This window comes from Chitinophaga sp. RAB17 (assembly GCF_052114225.1).
Lineage (GTDB): Bacteria > Bacteroidota > Bacteroidia > Chitinophagales > Chitinophagaceae > Chitinophaga.
Window position 1 is genome coordinate 14394 of the sequence record NZ_JBFREI010000015.1, and the last position, 22689, is coordinate 37082.

The window sequence follows — 22689 nt, forward strand, 5'->3', positions numbered from 1 at the left end:
CATGACAGATGTAGCAGAAGATATAGAACTGAAGAGCGAGGAATTGCAGTCGGTGTTGGATAGAAAACCATCCTGGTTATTGCGGTTTGGTATTTCCATCATCTTCGTAATTGTTTTGCTTTTGGTGATAATTGCAAACCTGATCAGGTATCCGGATGTCTTACGGGCTGGTGCCATGGTGACATCCGTCGTTCCTCCCATTGCGGTTAAGTCAAAAGTTAACGGGCAGGTTTTTTTTTATGTCCATAATCAGGATAGTGTGGATATGGGGGCCGTACTGGGGTATGTCCGGAATGCTACCAATATGGACGATTTTCACTATGTGGAGCAGCTGATGGGCCGTCTCCTTAAGTTGTCCACGGATGACCTGCAGCAGCAGTTGTTACAAATACCTATTCGTTCGGATCTCTCCCTGGGGGAAATGGAACCTGAATTTTTATCTTTTTATCGTGCAGTTGAACAATACCGGATGTTCGTGAGAGACAATAGTCGCGAATATGAAACAAGTTTCTATCTAAAAGCTGACAAGTCTCAGGGCGCGATAGGCCGTTCGCTGGAGAAACAGCGGGAGCTGGTCTTACAATCGCTCAGGGATGCCGAGCGCCAGTATCATACAGATGAGGAATTGTTTAGCAGGAAGATTATTTCGAAGGATGAGCTGAGTAACTCATTGCAAAACCTCGTACAAAAGCAACTGGCACTGGAAAGTTTAAATACGAATAATGAAGAGTCGCTCAAGAACAGGAACAGCATCAACTACAACCTGAGCAGGATTGTTTCCACGACAAATCTGAATAAAAGAGAGTTGCTGCTTGGGCTGTCTGCCTCAATGAATCAGCTGGAAGTAGCTATGACTACCTGGAAACAAAAGTATTTGTTAGTGGCCCCGATTCCGGGTGAGGTGAATATTGTAGAACTCTGGTCCGATGGACAACTGGTAAAGGAAGGGCAGGAAGTGGTGAAAGTTACGCCTCATAACGCAGCGTTATTTGCAAAAGTATATGTACCTGTAACCGGATCTGGAAAGCTGGAAGTGGGACAGCGGGTTAATATAAGGCTGGACAACTTTCCTTACGAAGAATATGGGATGCTGGAGGGTAAAGTAAAGTATATTCCTAAGGTGGCATCCAATGGGATGTATGAAGTGACGGTTTCACTCAATAAGGGAATGACAACAATCGCCAACTTAATTATTCCTTACAAGCCCGATATGACTGGCGCCGCTGAAGTAGTGACAAAGGAACAAAGTGTAGCCGGTAGAATTTTTCGCATGTTTAATAAAGTAATCAGAAGGTAAATGAAAGTATTCGACTATGCCCTGTTAAGAATAGGAGGTGTTCCATATGAACAGCTGGCGTCCCTGAATGCAGAAGAACTGCCAGTACTGCTAGATCGTGTTAGAAGTACAGAAGAGATGTTGCAATCGCACAGGATGATTACATGCGACTTATTGTTTGACGAGATTAAACGCCAGGAAGATATGGAGGTGAAGAGGCGTTGCATCGAATTGAAGCGGGCAATTTTTAATGGAAGAGTCGTATCGCCAGGTAAGCTCGGAGAAATATCCGGGTTGCTTGATACTAACGTTCTGGAAGCCATCAGCCTCTATCTGAAAAAAGAACAGGATGCGCAGTTCCAGCAGCAGGAGTATAAGTCTTGCTTTGATAGGCAGTTCGCCGGAATGCGTAGCAAATTTAGGAAGTTGTTGTTGGAAGAACACTCGTTTTTAAACGGTGTTGTTTTTGCCAGTACGGATCTATTCGACGCTGTAGAAAAGCATCTGTCTGGTGATTTAGTTGCCAATACGAGGAATGCACTTCATACAGAACTGAGCTTGTTAAAGTATTTATCCCGCACTAGCCTGAAAACTTCACCTTTCAGTACTTTCACTGCCACATCCTTTTCACAGGTTCTCCCGAAGGATTCTCAACGTGGTTACTTTAACCTGGAATCTGTGGAGAAATTCAGTGTGATTAATATCAATAATAATATCCTGGCGCATATCAGGCGGGTTTTGTTGTACTACCCGCCATTTTATATGAAGAGGCGGGTGTTCCCCAATAACACCTTGTTAAAAAAAGACAACCGCCTGTGCTTTTTCCTGAATATAGGAAATACCGAATCATTTCAGACGCTTGAGCGCAGTGAAATAACAGACTTTACACTCGATATATTAAACGGGGAGGAAGAAATCTCTTTTGCCGGTCTCGCAGAAAGAATAGAAAATCAGTTTGAGGTAGATGATAGCGCTGAGATAGTTAGATTCCTATATCGGATGATTGAAATAGGTGTATTGCAGTTCGATTTCAGGATTAACCGCAACGATAGTGATTGGCTGCTTAATCTTGGAACCTATATTTCTTCGGATGAAAACGATGAACATCTTACCAGATTTGGCAAAAGGTTGATTGAAATACATAGTGACATCAGGTCCCTGGAAGACGGCGCTTCGGCAAAATTTCGCCGGAAGCTACTGGATCTTATTTATAAAAAATTGTATGACGCATTAGATCCACTCTATGCGCACCTGAGCATTCAACCATATGAGCAATATGTGAAGGATATGAAATCCGTTGAAAAGGTGATGGAACATAGAAAACCATATCGGATACTTTTGAAAAGGGAAAATCTGCTCTATGAGGATACCTTTCTGAAAATCCCTTCATCTATAGATAAACAGTCGATGGAAGAGGCCGCAGGCTTGTTACGGCAACTGGAGCAATGTTTCCGATATGTAGATCCTTCTGTTGGAAATCGGAGAGCAATGTATGAATTGTTTATGGCGGAGTGTAAAGAGCTAGCCGGGATGCAGGTGTTGGAGTTTTTTGAAAAATTTGAACTACTGAAGAAGGAAGGAAAAGCTGCTGATTACAGAAAGATAGGTGAAACAGATTATGATACTATTGTTGGCAATTGGCTGGAGAAGGCAATCAACAATATTGAAGTGGAGTTGCAGGATACTATTAATCTTACTGCACGCGACATTCTATTTGAAGTGCCACCTGAACTGAAGCTTTTTCACAAAAACGATATAAATGCATCTCATGCTGCATTTATACAATTCCCTTTTTTAGGTGGTCAGTTGGATCGGGAAAGCCCCTACGTTGTTAATGGAGGGATTTTAGGAGGACATGGCAGATTAATGGGACGTTTTCTGAACACGCATAATCACCAGCATGTAGTCAGTTCGCTGAAAGATATTTGCTCATCCAATGAGGCCTATATATTCGCGGAGTATGACGACAATTCCTACTTTAATGCGAATCTGCATCCGCTGCTCACGGATTTTGAGATCGAGTTCTTAAGTGAAAAGAACAGATGTAGTCCGGAAAAAGTGCTTTACTTTAATAGCCTGGTTGTTAAACCAGATCATGCCAGCCGGAATCTTATGCTCTTTGATGCCAGGTCAGGGAAGCAGGTGTTTTTTCTGGATCTTGCATTTCAGGACGGAAGATCCAGGTCGTCTTTCTATAGATTTCTGGATTACTTTTCCAATCAGGATAACGGAAGTTTTATTCCATTTGTATGGAAAATTTCAGACAAGGCCAAGCGATTATATAAAGATGATACTATAGTGTTTACACCCAGAATTGTATTTGAGGGTCGCCTTATTTTAAAACGGATGTCCTGGCAGATACAAAAYGTTTCTTTTCCTCAAATAGATGAAAAGGAGCCACCTGCCGATATTTACAGAAAAATACTCGAATGGAAATTGTCACTGAATTTGCCGGATACTGTTTTTGTGACTGTAGAGCGCACCGAGGGTGCTAACTCCCGGAAGGACACCAAGCCCCAGTTTATAGATTTCAGAAGCCCATATTTTGCCATGTTGCTGTATAAATACTATTTCGTGGAAAAGACAGCTATGAGGCTTTTTGTGACGGAGAGCTATCCTGACACCGGTTCTCTGATGATGGTGGACGGGCAATCTTACGTGAGTGAATTCCTGGTGCAGTGGTCTTAGTTTTTTCCCCAATCAACCTTTCTCTAAACTTAAAAAAATTGAATGATGACCGAACTGGAAATCTGCATTGCCACTTATATCATCAATCTGAAAAAGAGGCCGGAAAGGCTACAGCATGTTCTTGGACAGTTTCAGGGACGGGAAGAATTTAATGTTCACATTATAGAGGCTATTGAGCACCCAGTAGGAAATTTTGGATTGTGGCAAAGTATTAAAAAAGCGATACTGCTTGCAAAGGAATCGGGGGAAGATGTGGCGCTTATTTGTGAAGACGATCACCATTTTACCTCCTCCTACAGTGAATCCTACCTTGTTTCCAGCATAGTAAATGGCGCAAAGGTTGGACTGGATATTCTGTCCGGCGGTGTTGGCGGATTGGGTAGAATTTTTCCCGCTGCTCCTTATCTGTTATGGGTGGATTGGTTTTGGTGCACGCAATTTATTGTCGTCTATAGCAAGTTCTACGACACCATCCTGGAGAGCGAATTTTCTGAAAAGGATACAGTGGACGGAAAGCTGTCCGCGCTTACGGGATTGAAAGCAGTTACCTATCCTTTTATGTCGGTTCAGAAGGATATGGGGTATTCAGATGTTACTAATAATAACAACGTAAACCGTGGGCTGATAAATAGGCATTTTGAAGAGGCGGCCTCCAGGATTGGAAGCTTACTTGAGTCGCAATTTACCGCCATGAACAATTATGTGCACTATGCTAATATTCATCGGGACTCAGATGCAGAGGTAATCGTTCCATTGGTGTACGATTTGGTAAAGCCAAAAAGTATTGTTGACTTTGGATGCGGTCCCGGACATTTTCTGAATTCATTTCTGAAGAATGGTGCAAAAGAGATTTTAGGACTGGATGGCAACTTCGACGATAATCAGCAACGATTACTTGGTGAAGAAAATTTTCAGATCAGGAATTTTGAATTGCCTATTTGTCTCTCCAAAAGGTACGACATGGCTATTTGCCTCGAAGTGGCTGAACATCTGCATCCAGAATCGGCGGACACACTGGTGAAATCGCTGACGAATGCAAGCGATACCATACTTTTTTCTGCCGCAGTCCCTGGACAGGGAGGACAGCATCATATTAATGAACAATGGGTGGACTATTGGGTGGAGAAGTTCGCTAAACACGGTTTTTCATTCTACGACCCGATACGCGCGAAAATCTGGAACCATCCGGACGTACACTGGTGGTATAAACAGAATATATTTCTGGTCGTGAGCGACAAAATCCATCACAATTTCATTAAGCAACACATATTAAGTTACATTCATCCTGATCACTATAAAGAAAAAGTAGGGATATAAGAATCCATTTCAGTTTAATATTAAACCGTTGTATATGATCGATAAAGTAATACACCAGATTCTTTTAAGCGATATCCCGAATGCATGGATTCACCAATGTCTGAAATCATGGAATGCGATGAGGGAATATGGTTTTGAAGTTAAGGTCTGGACGTACAAGGATGTAGCTGACCTTATATCCGATAATTATCCGGCACTTGCACCTGCATTTTTCCATTCCAGGAATTTTGGTGAAGCAGGGGACATGGCAAAGTATGCTGTTATTCATCAGCATTCGGGTTGCTACGTCGACTGGGATATAGAACTATTTCATCCGGATAAGTTTGCGGATTTTTTAGAGAAATGCCCTGAAGGATATTTATTGATAGACCCGTCTAATGGTACCCTGGCGGCGGAATGTTTTGCGGCAGCAAAGGGTGATCATTTTATGTATCAGCTAATGGAAGACATAAAAGAAATATTTGAAGCGGAAGAGATTCCTCCATTCGCACCTAGTTATACCGGCCCACACAGGATGCGCGACACCCTCCGTAAGTTCGGTGAAGTTAAGCAGACAATAGTTCTTGTTAAAGACTTGTTTGAGTATGACTACGAAGAAATACGGAATGCCAATCTCAATAATCATGTCGAAAAGCCTCTCATACACTATTGGATGCATACCTGGATTAAAGATTGATGTATTATTGTTTATACTAAGCTAATGCTATGAGTAAACCGACTATATCAGTTATTTTTCCTGTTTATAATGCAGCCGCTCATATTGTCGAGAGTTTGAACTCAATACTCCGGCAAACATTCGGAGATTTTGAAATCATCCTCATTAATGATGGCTCTACGGATAATACTAAAGATCTCATTTTGTCAATAAGTGACAAGAGGATCAGGTATATGGAGAATAGGAGAAATCTGGGGCTTGTACATTCTCTAAACAAGGCTATCTATTATTCCGCTGCGCCATTTATTGCACGTATGGATGCCGACGATATTGCATTTCCACAGCGGTTTTCACATCAACTGGATGTTTTTGCATCCCGGCCTGATCTGGATATACTGGGGACGCAAACCCAGCCCTTGGGCGAATCTGTTGGGATGAGATATTTGTGTGGAGGTGATTTACACAGGATTTATCTGTTAATATATAATACACTGTCCCATCCTACAATTATGATGAGACGTGAAAGCCTGCTGAAGCACCGGCTTTACTACGACAAAAGCGCGATGCATGCTGAAGACTATAAATTGTGGGTAGATGCCTCCATTTGCGGTCTGCAGCTCGACGTTTTGGATGAGTGTCTGCTAAAATACAGAAATCACGAAGGGCAAGTATCTGAAAAATATAAAGCATGCCAGGAAGGGCAAATGTTGAGGATTCGGGAGGCATACGCCAGCTATATCTTTAATGATTTGATTTTCCATAACAGGCAGGCATTTCAGATGTTGCTTTATGGAAGACATATTGGTGGCTGTTATCACCGGCCTGTTATACATCTTGCAGAATTGATGAGCGCGCGTAATGTTCAACTCGGCTTTTTTGAACCTGTGCTTTTTGACAAATTCCTGGACTTCCGATTGGATATTTTAATCCGAAATGTAAATTTATAGGCCTGGTGGGCCCAACACTTGGCTGTTTTCCTTTCACCTTATATTTCACCGATATTACCCCTGGCAATTAAAACTATGAGAATTACAATAGTTGGTGCCCACAGGATGGGTAAATCAACCCAAAGGCAAAAGTGACATTTGTTTCCGGCTTTAAATCCGTTCCGTAATTTATTGCGGGCAAAACAACAAACGCACAGTGGAAAACAATGTTATCTTCAATGACTGATATGCCGGATGATTTATTAGCTGGAGATAGAAACTACATTGTAGTTGACAGATTAAATGCCATTAAGTATCAGGAACATGGTCTGCAATTACGGAGGTTACTGTAAATACATTTAGCTTAACAGTACAACGGACTTTTTTAGCTGGTCAGCCAATCAGGCTTACTAAAGATGGAGTTTGGGCAAAGGCAAAGATCTATCTGGCTAATCCTGATGCAGATAAAGATTTTAATGCTTCTACTAGTGGCAAAGATGCTGCAGGGAAAGATCTTTATGTATATAAAATACTACTGACAGATGTTTTTGTGCGTTTGTGTATGTTTGATCAGCTATACCTTAAATATGGTGCTAAATTTTGGCCTTCTTTCTACAAGCAAACACGATTGGATAGACCCGCTTTAAATACCACAGGTTTAAAAATGGAGTATTTTATAATGAACGCCTGCAAAGTATCAGGTAGTGATTTAAGTGATTTCTTTAAAAAGTGGGGTTGAAATTATCCAACCAGGCAGCTACTGATGCTGTATTTGCAAAAATAGCCGGATTAGACTTGCCGCATCCGGGTAGTGACCTGACTTTAATCCAGGAGTAGACCTGGTCTAAAGTTGTTAAATGGAAATTCCCTGTATTTGTGGATCACAATTACTAACCATAACGGTTACTCGTAATCAGGTCTGCATCACGGTTAGCAATATAGGCTCACCATTATCACACACTAAATCTAACAACAATTACGAAGATACGCCGTGCTCCCAGCGGGATCACAACAAAAAAAACAAACAGTATCAAAGCCGCATAAATCGCACGATTTACGCGGCTTTGATACTGTTTGGGCTACAAAGGTTTATCATTCAGAACGAAGGTGAATGGTAACATAAAAGGTTACGGATCAAATTGAAAGCTTGGGGGATAGCATAAATTTCAGGCATATAGTTTAGTCAATCTGTAAAGAAAGAATTCTACATTCCGGGCCCCTCGCAACGCATTTCCAAAGGACTTTATTTTGCATTGAAAAATTCTGCCAGGTACCTACCTTAAAGGCTTTACTAATTTGATCATTTGTTTTTTACTGCTCTACGCGCAATAGGCCCAATACTTTCGGCCTGCTGTTGATTACTTTTCCTTAGCAGCCCCGGCTGCAAATCAGCATGCTATGTATAGGGTCGCAGGGATTTTCTGTCGATGGATCAGAAATCAGGCGGCCAGCCATATTATTGGCGGGTGCTGTACTTAGTCGTGCAATAATTTTTTTACTCAAAACGAGTTTTTGTGAAGACATTTTCTTTTTCATGACTTTTTCAATTTGTGGTGACAGAGAAACATCTGTACTTTAAGGTACTGGATAATTTGCTGCCACGGTATCCCGTAAAAGCGGGATTTTTCACGCAAAGAAGAAAAGAGTTGATGTTTTTGCTTCTTCGCGTGAAATCCTTTAGCTTTTTACTCCTGTATACCATGCAGATCTTTCCTGCTCAATACTCCAAAAGCGCTGTCTGTCCGAATGATGAGCCATCCGGATGACTTAATCGCCATACTACGCCATCATAAGGTAAAAGTGTTGCCGTATTTATCGATGCGCGGCCCCGTATAATGAATTTAAATCGTCCAAATTGCATTTTTTAATTGTGTAGTAGTAGCACCCTGGGGTGATTAAGCATTTTTTTATATGACAATAGGGCTACTCAGCTTAAGTTGCCTATTTGCTTTAGATTTAGCAAAAGGAAGTTCGATTTCTGTACCATAGGGTTCACCGGAAGGTTACAAAGCTCTTGCTTGTCGCGGGCTTTGTTGTTGGGGCTACTTGTTAGTCTATTAGAGTGCGATTACGCCCTTGCTGCTTACTTGGTTTTATTTGGGTTGATTTATCATTACAAATGATAATACAATATCTTTTTGAGGATATTGTTGTTTTGGAAAACATATTCGGTTTGGTAGAAAATAGTGAACAAATATTTAATTGTGTTGTTTAATATACAGTCAAGAATAATCTCCTTCGCATAAACCAGTTATCATTATCATTTACAGGTGTTTCGGCGTCATCATTACGAGGGTAAAGATGGGCCTGGCTATATGGTGTCATATAGCTGGGTGGCTTTTTTTACGCAAAGAAGATGTGAACTAATGTAAAACACAGGCAACTCCTTACTGAATGTATTTTCCATATTTGAATGGATAATAAGTGGTATGTCACATCAACATGCTTTGGATGATTTATTGCCTTTTCGCACCTTATCAAATGTGTTACTGATAAACTTAAAAGGATAATTATGAAAATCACATTCCAATTATTTAGGCATATTTCACTGAGTATGATTGTTATTGGTACTTGTATGCTGGTAGTGTCAGGTTGCAAACAAAACAGTGAGAATGCAACATCTGCGGAGAAAGGAGCAGGGAGGTATGACTATCTTTCCGGTTCGTCTTTTGAGAAGGGCTTCCCTACCAGGGAAACAATCATATCCCTGACAGATGAACTGAAATTCCAACGCGCAGTACAGTCTTACCTGTGGTCGCTTCCGGCAATTAACATGTGGGCGATGAAAGAGGGATCGGAGAAGATTTTTGGCGCCGGATATAATATATTGCCTGTATGGACAAAGAGATTGGATGCCCGGACGAAAATTACTACCCCCAACTCGGATCTGATTTATGCTATGGGATATTTGGACCTGAAGAAGTATGGCGCGTTGGTAGTAGAAACACCTCCGGGAATACTTGGTATGTTTGATGATATGTGGCAAAAACCAATTATGGGGCCAAGTATAAACGGAACCCAATACAGGGGAGATGTGGGAATCCCCGGGCCTGATAAAGGAGCAGGAGGAAAATATTTGCTGCTTCCACCCGACTACAAAGGAAGTATACCCCAGAGTGGATATTATGTTTATCGTTCTGAAACTTATAATGTGTTTCTTTTCTGGAGAGCATTCTATAAAGATCCGTCTGACCTCTCATCACCCGTGGCAGCTATTAAAACAACAAAAATTTATCCTTATGGGAAAGAATCAGCTGCACTTCCTATGCAATTTCCGGATGCTTCAGGTGAAAAGGAGATTAATATGCTTTTCCCTGAAGATGGAGCCTACTTTGATATGCTGGACCGCTTTATCCAGGAAGAATCTGTCATGGAAAGAGATCTGGATATGAGAGGTTTTCTGCATACTATTGGTATCGAAAAGGACAAGAAATTTGCACCTTCTGAGGAAGATCGTAAATTATTGAATCTTGCTGCAGTAACTGCATTTAAAACCAGTAAGGTAATCATAAATGAACTTCTGCCAAAAGAGACTGGCGGACTGTATTATAAAGGCAGGCAATGGGTTAATACGTTCGCGGGCGAGAATACATCTTTTCAATCCAGTGGTACATTTACTAACCTCGAGCAAAGAACCGCCTACTTTACTTCAGCCTATTCTGATGCGCCTGCAATGGTGGTTAACATGATAAACAGCGGAGCTAAATATCCAGCCACCTCTAAAGATGCAGATGGCGAGTACCTTGATGGTGGAAAGAATTATTCCTTGCATTTGCCTGCTAATATTCCGGCAAAGATATTCTGGTCATTGGCAGCCTATAATTCAATAACAGCGTCAGGTCTTGATAATGGACAACCTTTCCCTTCGCTGAATGCAATGGATAAGCCTGTGCAGAATGCCGATGGGTCTATTGACCTTTATCTGGGACCAAAGGCTCCACAGGGAAAAGAAAAGAATTGGATTGCAACGGTACCGGATAAGGGGTACTTTGTTATTCTTCGCTTATACGCACCAGAGCAGGCTTTTTTTGATCAAACCTGGCAGCCAGAAGACATAAAGAAAGTTAAGTAAAATTAAGAGAGGGAGAAAAAATGAAGAACGACAGTTTAAATACTTTATGGATAGGACTTGTATAATGCCCTCTTTAAATGCTAAATAATCTAATCCTTGTGTTTTTTTATCTATTCCCAAAGTTGAACAGATAATTATCGTTTGTTTTTTTATTTTCCCGGCACTGTACCTCTATAAAAAACGAGACCAATGTCGCAATCAGAAAGTTTCAAGTTCAGCATATATGCCGGGATCACAGGATGTATGTTATTTGCAGCTACCGTGCAGGCACAAACGAAAACCGCGCCGGCTGTTGAAAGACCTGTAAATATCACAGCCAGGTGGGAAGACAGGGCTGAATGCAGTGGCCAGGTAAATAAGCCGGCAGGAGATAATGTATTGTGGTATCGCCGTCCGGCGCGGGTTTGGGAGGAAGCATTGCCGATAGGCAACGGCCGCATGGGGGCTATGATATTTGGCGGCGTGGCAGATGAACGTATACAACTGAATGAAAGCACGCTATGGGACGGATATCCGTTGGACGCTGATAATCCTGCGGCATTGAAGGCACTGCCGGAAGTAAGGCGGCTGCTTTTTGAAAATAAGAACAATGAGGCGGTAAAGCTGGCCAGCGAAACCATGCTAGGTAAGCCGGAACGAATAAAGCCCTATCAGTCGCTGGGGGAAGTATGGCTGGATCAGCCAATAGCCAACGCAGAACATTACAGTCGAACACTGGATCTCTCTACTGCAGTGGCAACAGTGAAATATACGTCAGATGGAGTGGAGTATACCCGTGAAAATTTTGCTTCTCTGGCTGAAAATGTTATAGTGGTGAGGTTTACAGCAAGTAAACCAGGTAAAATCAATTTCAGGCTTGCCCTCAGGCGGCAGCAGGATGCAACATGTATTCCGGATGGCAACGATCCGGCTGCACTTATACTGAAAGGAAAACTGCCAATAAAAGATGCGCAGGGAAATGCCCGTGGACTGCAATTTGCTGCGCGTGCTAAAGTAGTTAGCAGCAGTGGCACTGTCTATGTGAAAAACGGGATTTTGCATGTGGAGCACGCCAATAGCGCCACCCTGTTTATAACAGGTGCCACCAGTTATCCAGGGTTAAAAAATCTCGCAAAAGGTATAACAACTGCTAAGGTAGATCCTGTTCAGTTGTGCAGGGACAGGGCGGCAGCAGGAGCCAGCGCCTACGCTGCTTTGAAGTCGGATCATATAGCGGCATACCGGAAATATTTTGACAGGATGACCCTGCATTTTGATGCGCATGATACTATAGCTGGTCTGCCTACAAATGAACGGCTGGAATATGCGCGGCGTGCAGGTAGCCCGGATGTGGGTCTCATTGAACTGTATTTCCAGTTTGGCCGTTATCTACTGATCTCAAGTTCGCAGCCAGGAAGTATGCCGGCCAATCTGCAGGGTATCTGGGCCTGGGAGATGACGCCACCCTGGAATGCAGACTTTCATACCAACATCAATGTGCAGATGAATTACTGGCCCGCAGAAATTACCAATCTGAGTGAGCTTCATCATCCTTTGTTCGACCTGGAAGAAGCGTTGTCAAAGCCCGGAGCACGAACAGCCCGGCAGGTGTATGGAGCCAGAGGTTGGGTGGTACACCACCTCACAGATGCCTGGGGATTTACAGCGCCAGCCGATGGGCCGCAAGGAATATGGCCTATGGGCGCTGCATGGCTGGTGCAACACCTGTGGGAACATTATTGTTATACCGGGGATAAAAAATTTCTGCTGGAAAAAGGATATCCGCTGATGAAAGGCGCAGCTGAGTTTATGCTCGACTTCCTGGTGGAGGCTCCTGCCGGAACCGCTTGTCCAGGGAGTCTTGTAACCAATCCTTCTTTCTCGCCTGAAAATACTTTCCTGCTACCTGACGGCCATACTTCTGTATTCACATATGGCGCCACGATGGATATGGAAATTATACACAATCTGCTCGGCAATTGTATAGAAGCAGGAGAGATACTTGGTGTGGATAGCGCCTTCAGGGATCAATGTGCCGCGACGCTGAAACGTTTGGCTCCGGTGCGTATCAGCCCTGTTACCGGTCGTATTATGGAGTGGGCAGAAGATTATAAAGAAGTGGAACCACATCATCGCCACACTTCCCACCTGTTTGGATTGTATCCCGGCAACCAGATCACGGTAGATGGTACACCTGATCTGGCAGCAGCAGCCCGTAAAACCCTCGAAGGACGCGGCGATGATGGCACGGGCTGGGGGCTTGCCTGGAAGATCAATATGTGGAACCGCCTCCATGATGGTAATCATTCCTATAAATTATTATCGACACTACTTGCTACAAAAACATTACCCAACCTGTTTGATAACCATCCGCCTTTCCAAATTGATGGCAATTTTGGCGCAACAGCTGCGATCGCGGAGATGCTGTTACAAAGCCAATACAGGAAAAGCGATGGAACTTTTGAAATTGCCTTACTGCCCTCTCTGCCTGATGCGCTGGCCAACGGACGTGTGACCGGGTTATGTGCACGCGGGGGATTTGTTGTTGATATGGAATGGAAGAACGGCGCACTTGTGAACGCATTTGTCACCTCAAAGCTTGGTGGGAATCTGACTATTAAAGTGGGTAGTAAGTCGGTTAGCTATTCCACCAGGAAAGGGGAGCTGGTTAGACTTAACTACCAGCTACAGAAAATAATTTAAAGGGAATCCGGATCCGTGCTGCGGATAGCCTGAGCCAAAAGACATCCTGGTGCCGGTAACACCTACTAATCGGGTAGCGGCAAATATGCGGCGGAATCGGGAACGATTTCCGGCCTTTTGCCGCAGATGCAACCTGGCGTATACGATGGTGTATTTGTATTCTGGCGGGAAAGATGGGCCTATTTACACCATCAACGCCATTGAAAGTTTCCATTGCCAGGTTCGAAAGGTAAGCTCCCGCTTTTAGTCCGGGATCGTATTGTTATTACTTCTCGTATACTTCTCCGGTACTTAGGACTCGTCTATCTATTGCATTCCCATTATACTTCTATTACTGTTCCACTACATTGTTACTACTGTTACATTACTCTTTTACTACTCTTTTACTACACTCTTACTACTCTTTCACTGCACTATGAGCCCTCCAGGTATTCCCTGACGTCGTCCTATATTGAGCTGAGCGTTGGCTCTTGCCAAACATGTTTTGAACGTCTTTGGTATATATCACTATTTCCTGAGGTACTTTTTTCCGCAAAACCCCGCAAAAAGTAACAAAAGCGGAAGTTACATTTTCTCACACCTTCACCAGTGAATAACTTCGCATTGTACTTCGAAGTGCAGCCTATCTGACCAGATGGAAACACTTTAAAGGCATGGTGTTATAAATTGCCTCTCTTTAATCGGGAAAATTATAAGCTATGAGTAAACAGGATGGTCTGACCCGGTTTAATGGAGCCATTGAAAACTTATCGTTTTACCAATTCGGCTTTTTTGCTAAAAAATTAACAGTTCGGAATTAATAAGGAAGTATTTTTAATATTGGGTTTGATTTTTAAGCAAATGAGTGAGGTGATAATATTATTAATTCAATGAAAAAGATGTAGTGCTGGCTGACTATTCGAATTACAACTGTCCTTATTTTAGTTACATAAACTTTAAAACAATGCTATCGAATATCATTGAGCAGGAACGAATAAATCTAAGTACTTATCCAGATGGGCATTTACCCCTGGCAAAAAGAGTCCGGATTGCAGGGGAAATTAAAGACCCCGAAACGATAAACAAAATATTTCTGGCATGTTGCAAATTTGCTTTTACTAAGCTGCATATTAATGACAATCTGCTTTTGGATATTCTAAAGAAAGCCGGGCGTACTTTATATGAAAAAGAGATAAATGATTTTGGATTGATCTATGAGCAAAATAAAAACTATCTCGAAAGTATGGATAAATGGCCATTGTCAGGTGTAGCCATGGCGTGTTTGTCCCTGTGTCGCAGCCTGGATACCGGTTCAGCAGGTATATTGAATATGGAGGAATATGAAGGTCAGGATGACAATATATATGATTGGGAAGATTGGAATGCCGACTTTTTCGCTTCCAATGCTTATTCAGGTGGAAATCCATTTTTAAATGAGGGAAGCATCCAAAAGCGAATTGAATTTTGGGATTATTATTTGGAGACCGCCCTTAAAATCTACCGTTCACCGGATAGAATTGCAGATAGTGAAGTTAAAGGGGGAATTGCGGAAAGCACGGATATAATAAGAAGTAAAGATTATAATGATTCTTTCCTTCATTCTAAAATAAAGGAAGTTATTGATCTGGTGCTGCAAGACCTGAAAGAATCAAAAGCAGGATCTGATTGGATAAGAATTGAGATAGAAGGGCAGGATATTGGTGGCATGGGGATGAAAGGTTTTTATTTTAGTAACGACAATGAAAGGAACAGATTTGAGTTGACGTACTATTTGTATGATGGCGACCTCTCTGCAGTAAAGCTCATGGATAAAGTTAAAAAGCATATTTATGAGCAGAGCCCGAATGAAGGTACATGGTTTAGCTACTTGTTAACAATCTATCCGGATCAAACATACAGCGTAGCATACAATTTTGACGATCCTAAAATTTTCTCAGATAAAGCACCTAATCTAGAGCCATTTGTCGGGGAATTTAAAAAATATCCGAGGCTGCAGGATTTCACACCCCAATGGTGGCAGGATATAATAAAAAACCAGGGATTGCAGTATCGTTCCCTTTGACGAATTACGGGCTAAGGTAGCGTTGCGGTTAGCACGATAATTATTAAATCGCGCTAACCGTCATGCTTTATGCAGTAACTTTTTTATCGCTCAGCTAATTACAACCAGTAGGGTAAAGTGGATAGTGGGAAGGTAATTAATATTAATGTCGTCTTAAGGGGAGATGACGAAAAAAAGCCTGCTTGAATACTTTACGTAATTCCTTAAAAGTAACAAATTGCCATTCAAACAATCTACTTTTAAAATATAAGGAAAGAATTCTTTTCTCTTTTTTAAGTCTTAAAAGTGAAAACCATTTTTTGAAGAGTATTTCATTGAATACATGGGCGGAATAATTCCCTGATTTAGTATTGCCCTGTTTGAAGGCCTCAAAAACCTGCAGGAATTCTTTTGAGCTTCTGGATGAAAACCGATAGGAGAAGTAATCATGATGAATCCGAATTAAATTTTCATCTTTGGGAATGCCCAGGTTTGTATGGATGTTTTCGATGATACGGAGTTCTGCGCGGACTATTTTCTCTTCCTGAACCTTTGAAATGTTATTGCCGTGAAAGCGGTAGGCGACAAGGACCTCGTTAAGGTTTGCTACCGGATGACGTAAAGAGATTCTGTAAGAAAGATCATAGTCCTCTGCGGGAGAATAATCTCTATAGCCACCTGCCTCAAGCATCGCTGATCTTTTGATCATTAAGGACGAATTGATAAAGATATTGTGAAATACCAATTCAGGAGACATATTCTTATCTCCGGCCATCACATTTAAGTGCCCGATCTGTATGCCGGATTCATCAATAGTGATGGCTTGTCCGCCACATATTGCGACTTCCGGATTTGAACCTAAAAAACTGGTTTGCGCTTTAAGACGGTCAGGCATGGCTATATCATCACAATCCAGAATTGCGATATATTGTCCTTTAGCTTCTTCAATCCCACGGTTACGGGTGAAAGTAAGACCTTTATTGCCATCATTGTGAACTAAACGAATGCGGGGATCAGTAAACTTACGAACGATGTCAAGGGTGCGATCCGTAGAGCCGTCATTAATAATTAATAGCTCAAAATCAGTAAAGCTTTGATGGAGGACACTTTGTATGGCCTTTTCAATATAGGCTTCACCGTTAAAGGCCGCCATGAAAACAGTCACTAAGGGGGTATTTACATTTTTATCCATGCAGATGGTATTTGAATGTCCCCTTATTGGAATCAGGCTTGTCCTTACCAGTTGTGCAGATGTATATCAGGGCTTGCTGAAAGTTGTTTTCATTGAAACAATGACAAGCGTTATAATTCCCATTTCCTGTCCTGAAAATGTGGATGTTAAATAGATTTATCTTAAATTTTTCTCCGTAGAGATCTACTGGTGTAGCCATTTTTCTTTTCACGGTATTTATCCTGCTGCTGCTGTTTTGCAATCGAAGATAAATTTCATTTTTGATACCTGTATATTTTTTTCTCCTCCATTGGAACACAGGTGCCGCGATATTTTAGAAGAAAGCTACTTTTTTTATTGAGATTTTATGCTTGGGGAGTATAGTTACCCCGTTCGTCCTGATGATTAAATAGGTCGCAATGTAGCTGTGCTTACCCTGGGTAAGCACAGCTACAAATACAGGTCCTACTGCCTGGTGGCCACGTGATAGCACAAAGTTGAAAATGCGACAGGTTTTAAATGCCACAATTGCCTTTGGCTTATCAGACCCCTGAATGCTAGTTGTTGGAAGGTGGGAGTGCAGGCGGAGGTGGTACCGGCTTCTTATTTGTTTTTCGCGCGTCCTTCTTTATAACTGGCGGGGCAAATTTCACTTCGGGTGAGGCTTCCTGTTTGGTGCCTGTTTTACCGGCATTCTCCTTTATAACAGGTGGTTTAAATTTCACCGCAGATGCCTTGGTAGAAGGGCTGGCTGCTTTATCTTTTTTGATCACCGGTGGTTTGAAATGGACCTTGGAGGTATCTGCTGCCTTTTTTTCCTGGGCATACAGGCTTGTGCTACTCAGCAAAATTGCAGCAAAAAGAAGAGAGGTATTCCTATTCATAATGTGGATTTTTATATAGAGTCTTATTTTTCTATTTTCCATAAAAGTTTTTAATCAGGTCTAAAGCCTGTGTATTGCTATATTCCCTTCAGATAAAATAAAAGAATATACAATTGAAAAAATATCATTATGTTTGTAGCCCTTTTAATTGCTCCCCATAACCCGTCACCTCTTTTAATGCTTGTTTAACTTTCCCGTCAGGGCGTAGGTTTTCTGAATGGGACATTATTTCCTAATACACACATGACAAAATCAATGCATGGTACATGCACGAGAAGGATACCGGTATTACTGGTATTCCTGTGCAGTTTTAATTTTTTTGGAAACACGGCTAGCGCACAACCCGCAAAAGACTCCACGGCTGCAGCTATACCCGGCCCGGTGAAGGTGAGCGCTGACAGTCTGTTGATACGGATGGAGGAGCTTCACAACACCCTGAACCGTATCAATGATATCTCCTCCCGGGGATTTGATACACGTGGTATGGAAGGAGAACTCCCTGAAATAAAATCCAATCTGCAAACCATTGAAGATAACCTGAAGCTATATAATAAAGTTTTAAATATCCGCAACCTGCAAATGTTCCACGTATTACTGGCAGATATGCGGGAACATCTGGATGACTGGCGCTCCCGGTTGTTCGATTACAACAAGGAACTCGTGAGAATGAATGCAGAAATGGTGGCCTTTACCAGGGATTCCTTCGTAAAGCAAATCAAAGCAGACACTACTTTCCGGAATTTTTACCTGCCTGAATTAAAAGAATTAAAAAGCAAATGGGATCAGGCACAGAAAGCTACCGCACAACATCTGGATAAGATTACTGTATTGCAGGCGGGCATTTCCGGCAGTTACTTTAAAGCACTGGAACTGGAAAATAAGGTCAATGAACAGTTGCGGATTTTTAGTGTCAAATCTTTCGGGAAGGAATATAAGTACCTGTGGGAGGATAAAGTCCGTATTGATTCTTCCGCTGCTACGTTGTCTGAGCAATCTTCCAAATCATTTGAAGGGCTGGGGAAAATACTGAATTATTATACCCGAACGCATTCCGATACCTGGTTTTGGATGTTGTTGATAGGGCTGGTATTTTTCTTCCGGGTAAATAAACAATTCAGAAGAATTAAAAAGGCAGGCAGAATTGAATTGCTGCAACCGCCGTATATAAAGTATCTGCGGGTGCTTCCTTTTTCAGGCACGCTGGTGATCATTCTTAATATCGCCTCTTTCTTTGACCTACATGCACCATCGGCTTATATAGATTCGTTGCAGTCCTTTTTACTGTTTTTACTAACCATCTTGTTCTGGCGCAAGTGGGAACGCCGGATGTTTGTTTACTGGATCGCCATTTTTGTATTATACCTGCTTACAACGGCAACGGCGGCAGTTGTTGTGCCTGATGTGCGTGTCCGGATATGGATGCTGGTACTGAATGGTTTGTCTGTAGTAACCGGTTTGTTTATTTATTTCCGCATTTACAAAAATTTATCTGCCGGAAGGCTGGTTAGAATTGTGTCTATGATCTTCATTATTTTGAATGTACTGGCGGCGCTGTTCAACTTATATGGCCGTTTAAGTATAGCTCAGGTATATAGTACTGCTGCGATCGCCGGTTTATTGCAAATTATTGGCCTCACGGTATTTATGCAGATCATGGAAGAAGCATTTTACCTCCAGATGCAGTCCAGCCGGATTGCAGGTGGTATTACTGCGCGGTTTGATTTTGAAAAGGTGCGTCCGGGACTACACAAAGTGCTGGTAGTGGTAATGGTGGTATTATGGCTGATGGTGTTTACCACCAATCTGAATATTTACAATGAATTGTATGGTGGTATCAGCAGCCTGATCACTGCCCCCAGGATTATCGGCAATACTTCTTTTACGCTGGGCAATATTCTGTTGTTCTTTGTGATCCTGTTAGTCTCCAATCTTTTCCAGAAGTATATCGGTTATTTTTTTGGAGAGACAGATGAAGACCTGGTGGGTGAGGTAAAAGAGAAAAGTTCCCGATTGCTGCTGTTACGCCTGCTGGTGCTGGTAGCCGGTTTCCTGATTGCCATCGCGGCTTCCGGTTTACCGATAGATAAGATTACTGTGGTACTCGGCGCCCTGGGTGTGGGTATTGGTTTGGGGTTACAGAATATTGTGAACAACCTCGTCTCTGGTGTGATCCTCATCTTTGAACGTCCGCTGAAGATTGGCGACTTTGTAGAAGTAGCCGGACAGAAAGGTCGCGTAAAAGACATTGGCATCCGATCCAGCAGAATGGTGACGACAGAAGGAGCAGAGGTCATCGTACCTAATGGTGATCTGTTATCTTCCAAACTGATTAACTGGACACTCAGCAATAATCATATACGCACAGAACTCTTATTCACCATTGCTCCTTCCACAGCGTTGCCGCTGGCAAAAAAAATTATCATGGAAGAGGTGTCCGGTTCGGATGCCATTATCGGCAAAGTAGCGCCTGAATTACTGGTGAAGAGTATTAATGATAGCAGCGTAGCGCTGAAGCTACAGGTATGGATTCAGAATGTACACCAGGACGAAGCATTTAAAAGCCGTATGTTACAACAGATCTATCAACGGTTAAAGGATAATGAGATCACGATGTCGTAACAGGTAATTTTTTACTTGTAATTCAAAGTAATCAACATACCGTAAATCGAACAATTATATAGTTAAAAACTGTAAGGAAGCGACTGAGAAATCCACTGGCAAACAGCATGTCATTTTGCAAATTTCAACCCTGGTTTATCAAATAAAATAGTGTTTGCCAGGGGAATCTCTTTTAAGCGTTAAGAGAAACCTCAGGCTCTAGTTTTCTCTGGAGGATCAGTAGTGGGGTCGCAATGAAAGGGCCAGCATGATCCAAAAGTCCATGAATCACGAATCTTTTGGTGGCTTTGGCCATCATTGCTTAGTGCAGCGATTTGGATCTTTCCTAATTGCAGTTTTTTTTGATTTTCCTTTTTCATATATTATTTATTTAGAATTGAGGGTTTTCGGGTCAACGGATATTTTTTGCAAACGGATAGCACTACAAAAACTAGACGAAAGCAAAGTTATAATAGGAAAATGAATTGACACGACAGCAGTAATTAAATAATAAGGATTTTTTAAACAACATTTTATTGGAAGTGCCTGCTGGTTTCGGTTTTTGGAATATAATGGTAAGCTATATCAAACATATCTGAAGGGATACATAAAAGGATACACTAACTTTTTAAATTTAGTGTATCCTTTTGCAGATCGATGAAGAATATATTTCTAGTATCCCTTATTCTGTTCCAATACAGCTCCTGTATTTTGTGTTATTTCAGTAGCTGGTATCGGCCATAGGTTATGGTATGCTTCAATTGTCAGGCCCGACTTCGGATTGTATCTTTTATCACGATCGTACAACAGCCCTAGCCGGGTAAGGGTTACCGCCCGGAATTCTTCCATGTACAATTCCCGCAGGCGTTCATCCAGGATGTAATCCATATTCATTTCTGCAACGGAGGCAGGAGTGGTTTGTGCCCTGTTCCGCAACACATTTATATCATCTGTCGCTTTCTGTTTTTCTCCCTTCCCAAGATAGGCTTCCGCTCTTAGCAGATAGGTTTCTGCCAGGCGGGCCATATATTTCTGCATAAATAACCGGGAGGCGCCATTCAACAAAAGTCCGCCAAACGGATTGGTCACATTGGTAAGAATTGCCGGACCGGCAGCAGATACGAAGTCACCCGCTGATGGAGATGCTTTCCTGATAACCGGATAAAAGTTACGGATGGTATCCCTGAAGTCCGCCGGTTGTACTTTGTCCTTATAACCATCTTTTACATACCATTTACCATAATCAGGAGAGGTAGCAGGTACGCCGGATATCCGGATATCCCTGACGATATTATAGGAAGAATTGCGGATATCGCCGGGTGTCCATATCTCGTAGAAAAAGTGGGAGGTAGGGCGTATCCATCCGATGCCGTTGGAAGAAAGGCTGTCCACGAACTTGGCATTGAAAAGGATAGACATCTTGGTTTTAGTGGTAGACTCCACAATTCTGACGCCTGTTAAACTGGGAACTACTGCCCAGGCGGTTTGATCGCCTACAGATGCGGAATTGTTCAGCGTGGTTTGTATCACCATTAGTCCTTCATGGTTGCCGGTGCTATAGTTTTGATTGTTGTATTCAAACAAATCCCGATAGGCATCGCCTGGCAAATTGGCCCGTTTGCCAAACCGGCCGGTCACCAGCGATAAGCCGGGAAAGTTGATCACCGCGGATGCACTTGCAATGGCGCCATCATAATCCTTTAAGGAGATGAGCACTTCGGTGAGGACATGTTGGGCGATTTGTTTGTTCACAGTACCATCAGGTACCTGGTTAATGTCGGACAATAAGCTGATCGCCTGTTGCAGATCTTTTTTGCACTGCTGGTATACTGCGTCCCTGGTGGCGCGTACATAATCATACCGCGGACCTGAAAGTTCATTCAATTCGATAGGTACCCCGCCGAACAGGTTGCCCAGTACGTTGTACGAATAGGCTCTGAAGAACAATGCCTGGCCGAGGAAACTTTTTTTATCCCCATCACTCAGCTGGGTAGATTTATTTAGCTGGCTGATGATCAGGTTCGCATTGGTAATGATCTTGTAATATGCTGTCCAGATGCCCTGTGGAATAAAATAGCTGGGCACCATGGTAGCCTTATAGGCATTTAACTTTGCGGCAGGATCATAGTCAGTAGCATTATAAGCAAAGTCGGTAGCGTAATACATACCGAAATAGGTATCGAGGTTGATATTGCCCATGTAAATGTTCCTGACACCGTTGTACAGGTTGTTGGTAGCCTGCTGGTACTGGGTTGATGTTTGCAGCGAATTTTCCGGTGTATAGATAGATAGCGGATCTTCATCCAGGAAGCTCTTGCTGCAGGAAGATAATGCCGCACTGATGCCAAGCAGGTATATGATGACTCTTTTTTTCATGTCTTAAAATTTACGGGTGAAAGC

The 22689-nt window shown here is 42.3% G+C and carries 14 protein-coding genes; 10 read left to right on the forward strand and 4 right to left on the reverse strand.

Features of this window, described 5'->3' with window-relative positions:
* Position 1: 1 nt before the first annotated feature.
* The 6 genes from AB4Z08_RS31800 (at position 2) to AB4Z08_RS31825 (ending at position 7601) form a co-directional block, all read left to right on the forward strand.
* On the forward strand, positions 2-1297 hold the full coding sequence (locus AB4Z08_RS31800; RefSeq protein WP_441577816.1) for an HlyD family secretion protein: 1296 nt from the start codon (positions 2-4) through the stop codon (positions 1295-1297).
* Positions 1298-3964 (forward strand): lantibiotic dehydratase, encoded by a 2667-nt coding sequence (locus AB4Z08_RS31805; RefSeq protein ID WP_441577817.1) that lies wholly within the window; start codon positions 1298-1300, stop codon positions 3962-3964.
* Positions 3965-4006: 42 nt separating this feature from the next.
* The gene (locus AB4Z08_RS31810) at positions 4007-5281 is read left to right on the forward strand and encodes a methyltransferase domain-containing protein (protein WP_441577818.1); all 1275 of its coding nucleotides are present in this window, start codon (positions 4007-4009) and stop codon (positions 5279-5281) included.
* A 34-nt stretch (positions 5282-5315) separates the two neighbouring features.
* Entirely contained in the window at positions 5316-5957 is a 642-nt protein-coding gene (locus AB4Z08_RS31815) for a hypothetical protein (protein ID WP_441577819.1), read from the forward strand.
* A gap of 29 nt (positions 5958-5986) precedes the next feature.
* Positions 5987-6883 carry a glycosyltransferase family 2 protein gene (locus AB4Z08_RS31820; RefSeq protein WP_441577820.1) on the forward strand — a complete coding sequence of 299 codons (897 nt, stop codon included), beginning with the start codon at positions 5987-5989 and terminating at the stop codon, positions 6881-6883.
* Between the two features lie 313 nt (positions 6884-7196).
* Complete coding sequence (locus AB4Z08_RS31825) at positions 7197-7601, forward strand: M60 family metallopeptidase (protein ID WP_441577936.1); 405 nt, start codon at positions 7197-7199, stop codon at positions 7599-7601.
* A gap of 629 nt (positions 7602-8230) precedes the next feature.
* Here the strand turns inward: AB4Z08_RS31825 and AB4Z08_RS31830 are convergent.
* On the reverse strand, positions 8231-8398 hold the full coding sequence (locus tag AB4Z08_RS31830; protein ID WP_441577821.1) for a class I lanthipeptide: 168 nt from the start codon (positions 8396-8398) through the stop codon (positions 8231-8233).
* A gap of 976 nt (positions 8399-9374) precedes the next feature.
* Here AB4Z08_RS31830 and AB4Z08_RS31835 point away from each other — a divergent pair.
* The 3 genes from AB4Z08_RS31835 to AB4Z08_RS31845 all read left to right on the forward strand — a co-directional run bounded on the left by AB4Z08_RS31835 (position 9375) and on the right by AB4Z08_RS31845 (position 15657).
* A complete protein-coding gene (locus tag AB4Z08_RS31835; protein ID WP_441577822.1) occupies positions 9375-10934 on the forward strand; it encodes a DUF1254 domain-containing protein in 1560 nt (519 codons plus the stop codon).
* Positions 10935-11123: 189 nt separating this feature from the next.
* Positions 11124-13616: a glycoside hydrolase family 95 protein gene (locus tag AB4Z08_RS31840; RefSeq protein WP_441577823.1), complete on the forward strand. Its 2493-nt coding sequence runs from the start codon at positions 11124-11126 to the stop codon at positions 13614-13616.
* Positions 13617-14559: 943 nt separating this feature from the next.
* Entirely contained in the window at positions 14560-15657 is a 1098-nt protein-coding gene (locus AB4Z08_RS31845; protein ID WP_441577824.1) for an Imm5 family immunity protein, read from the forward strand.
* Between the two features lie 142 nt (positions 15658-15799).
* Here the strand turns inward: AB4Z08_RS31845 and AB4Z08_RS31850 are convergent, their stop codons facing one another.
* Complete coding sequence (locus AB4Z08_RS31850; RefSeq protein WP_441577825.1) at positions 15800-16828, reverse strand: glycosyltransferase family 2 protein; 1029 nt, start codon at positions 16826-16828, stop codon at positions 15800-15802.
* A 536-nt stretch (positions 16829-17364) separates the two neighbouring features.
* The gene (locus AB4Z08_RS31855; protein WP_441577826.1) at positions 17365-17691 is read right to left on the reverse strand and encodes a hypothetical protein; all 327 of its coding nucleotides are present in this window, start codon (positions 17689-17691) and stop codon (positions 17365-17367) included.
* Positions 17692-17934: 243 nt separating this feature from the next.
* Between AB4Z08_RS31855 and AB4Z08_RS31860 the strand changes: the two genes are divergently transcribed.
* Complete coding sequence (locus AB4Z08_RS31860; RefSeq protein ID WP_441577827.1) at positions 17935-20310, forward strand: mechanosensitive ion channel family protein; 2376 nt, start codon at positions 17935-17937, stop codon at positions 20308-20310.
* Positions 20311-20961: 651 nt separating this feature from the next.
* Here the strand turns inward: AB4Z08_RS31860 and AB4Z08_RS31865 are convergent.
* Positions 20962-22665, reverse strand: coding sequence for a RagB/SusD family nutrient uptake outer membrane protein (locus AB4Z08_RS31865; protein WP_441577828.1), 1704 nt, complete (start codon positions 22663-22665; stop codon positions 20962-20964).
* Positions 22666-22689: the final 24 nt, after the last annotated feature.

Bases quoted from the DNA above. Each gene is read 5' to 3' on its own strand.
- AB4Z08_RS31800 (WP_441577816.1), top strand. From the start codon at position 2: ATGACAGATGTAGCAGAAGATATAGAACTGAAGAGCGAGGAATTGCAG.
- AB4Z08_RS31810 (WP_441577818.1), top strand. From the start codon at position 4,007: ATGATGACCGAACTGGAAATCTGCATTGCCACTTATATCATCAATCTG.
- AB4Z08_RS31815 (WP_441577819.1), top strand. From the start codon at position 5,316: ATGATCGATAAAGTAATACACCAGATTCTTTTAAGCGATATCCCGAAT.
- AB4Z08_RS31820 (WP_441577820.1), top strand. From the start codon at position 5,987: ATGAGTAAACCGACTATATCAGTTATTTTTCCTGTTTATAATGCAGCC.
- AB4Z08_RS31830 (WP_441577821.1), bottom strand. From the start codon at position 8,398: ATGAAAAAGAAAATGTCTTCACAAAAACTCGTTTTGAGTAAAAAAATT.
- AB4Z08_RS31835 (WP_441577822.1), top strand. From the start codon at position 9,375: ATGAAAATCACATTCCAATTATTTAGGCATATTTCACTGAGTATGATT.
- AB4Z08_RS31840 (WP_441577823.1), top strand. From the start codon at position 11,124: ATGTCGCAATCAGAAAGTTTCAAGTTCAGCATATATGCCGGGATCACA.
- AB4Z08_RS31845 (WP_441577824.1), top strand. From the start codon at position 14,560: ATGCTATCGAATATCATTGAGCAGGAACGAATAAATCTAAGTACTTAT.
- AB4Z08_RS31850 (WP_441577825.1), bottom strand. From the start codon at position 16,828: ATGGATAAAAATGTAAATACCCCCTTAGTGACTGTTTTCATGGCGGCC.
- AB4Z08_RS31855 (WP_441577826.1), bottom strand. From the start codon at position 17,691: ATGAATAGGAATACCTCTCTTCTTTTTGCTGCAATTTTGCTGAGTAGC.
- AB4Z08_RS31860 (WP_441577827.1), top strand. From the start codon at position 17,935: ATGACAAAATCAATGCATGGTACATGCACGAGAAGGATACCGGTATTA.
- AB4Z08_RS31865 (WP_441577828.1), bottom strand. From the start codon at position 22,665: ATGAAAAAAAGAGTCATCATATACCTGCTTGGCATCAGTGCGGCATTA.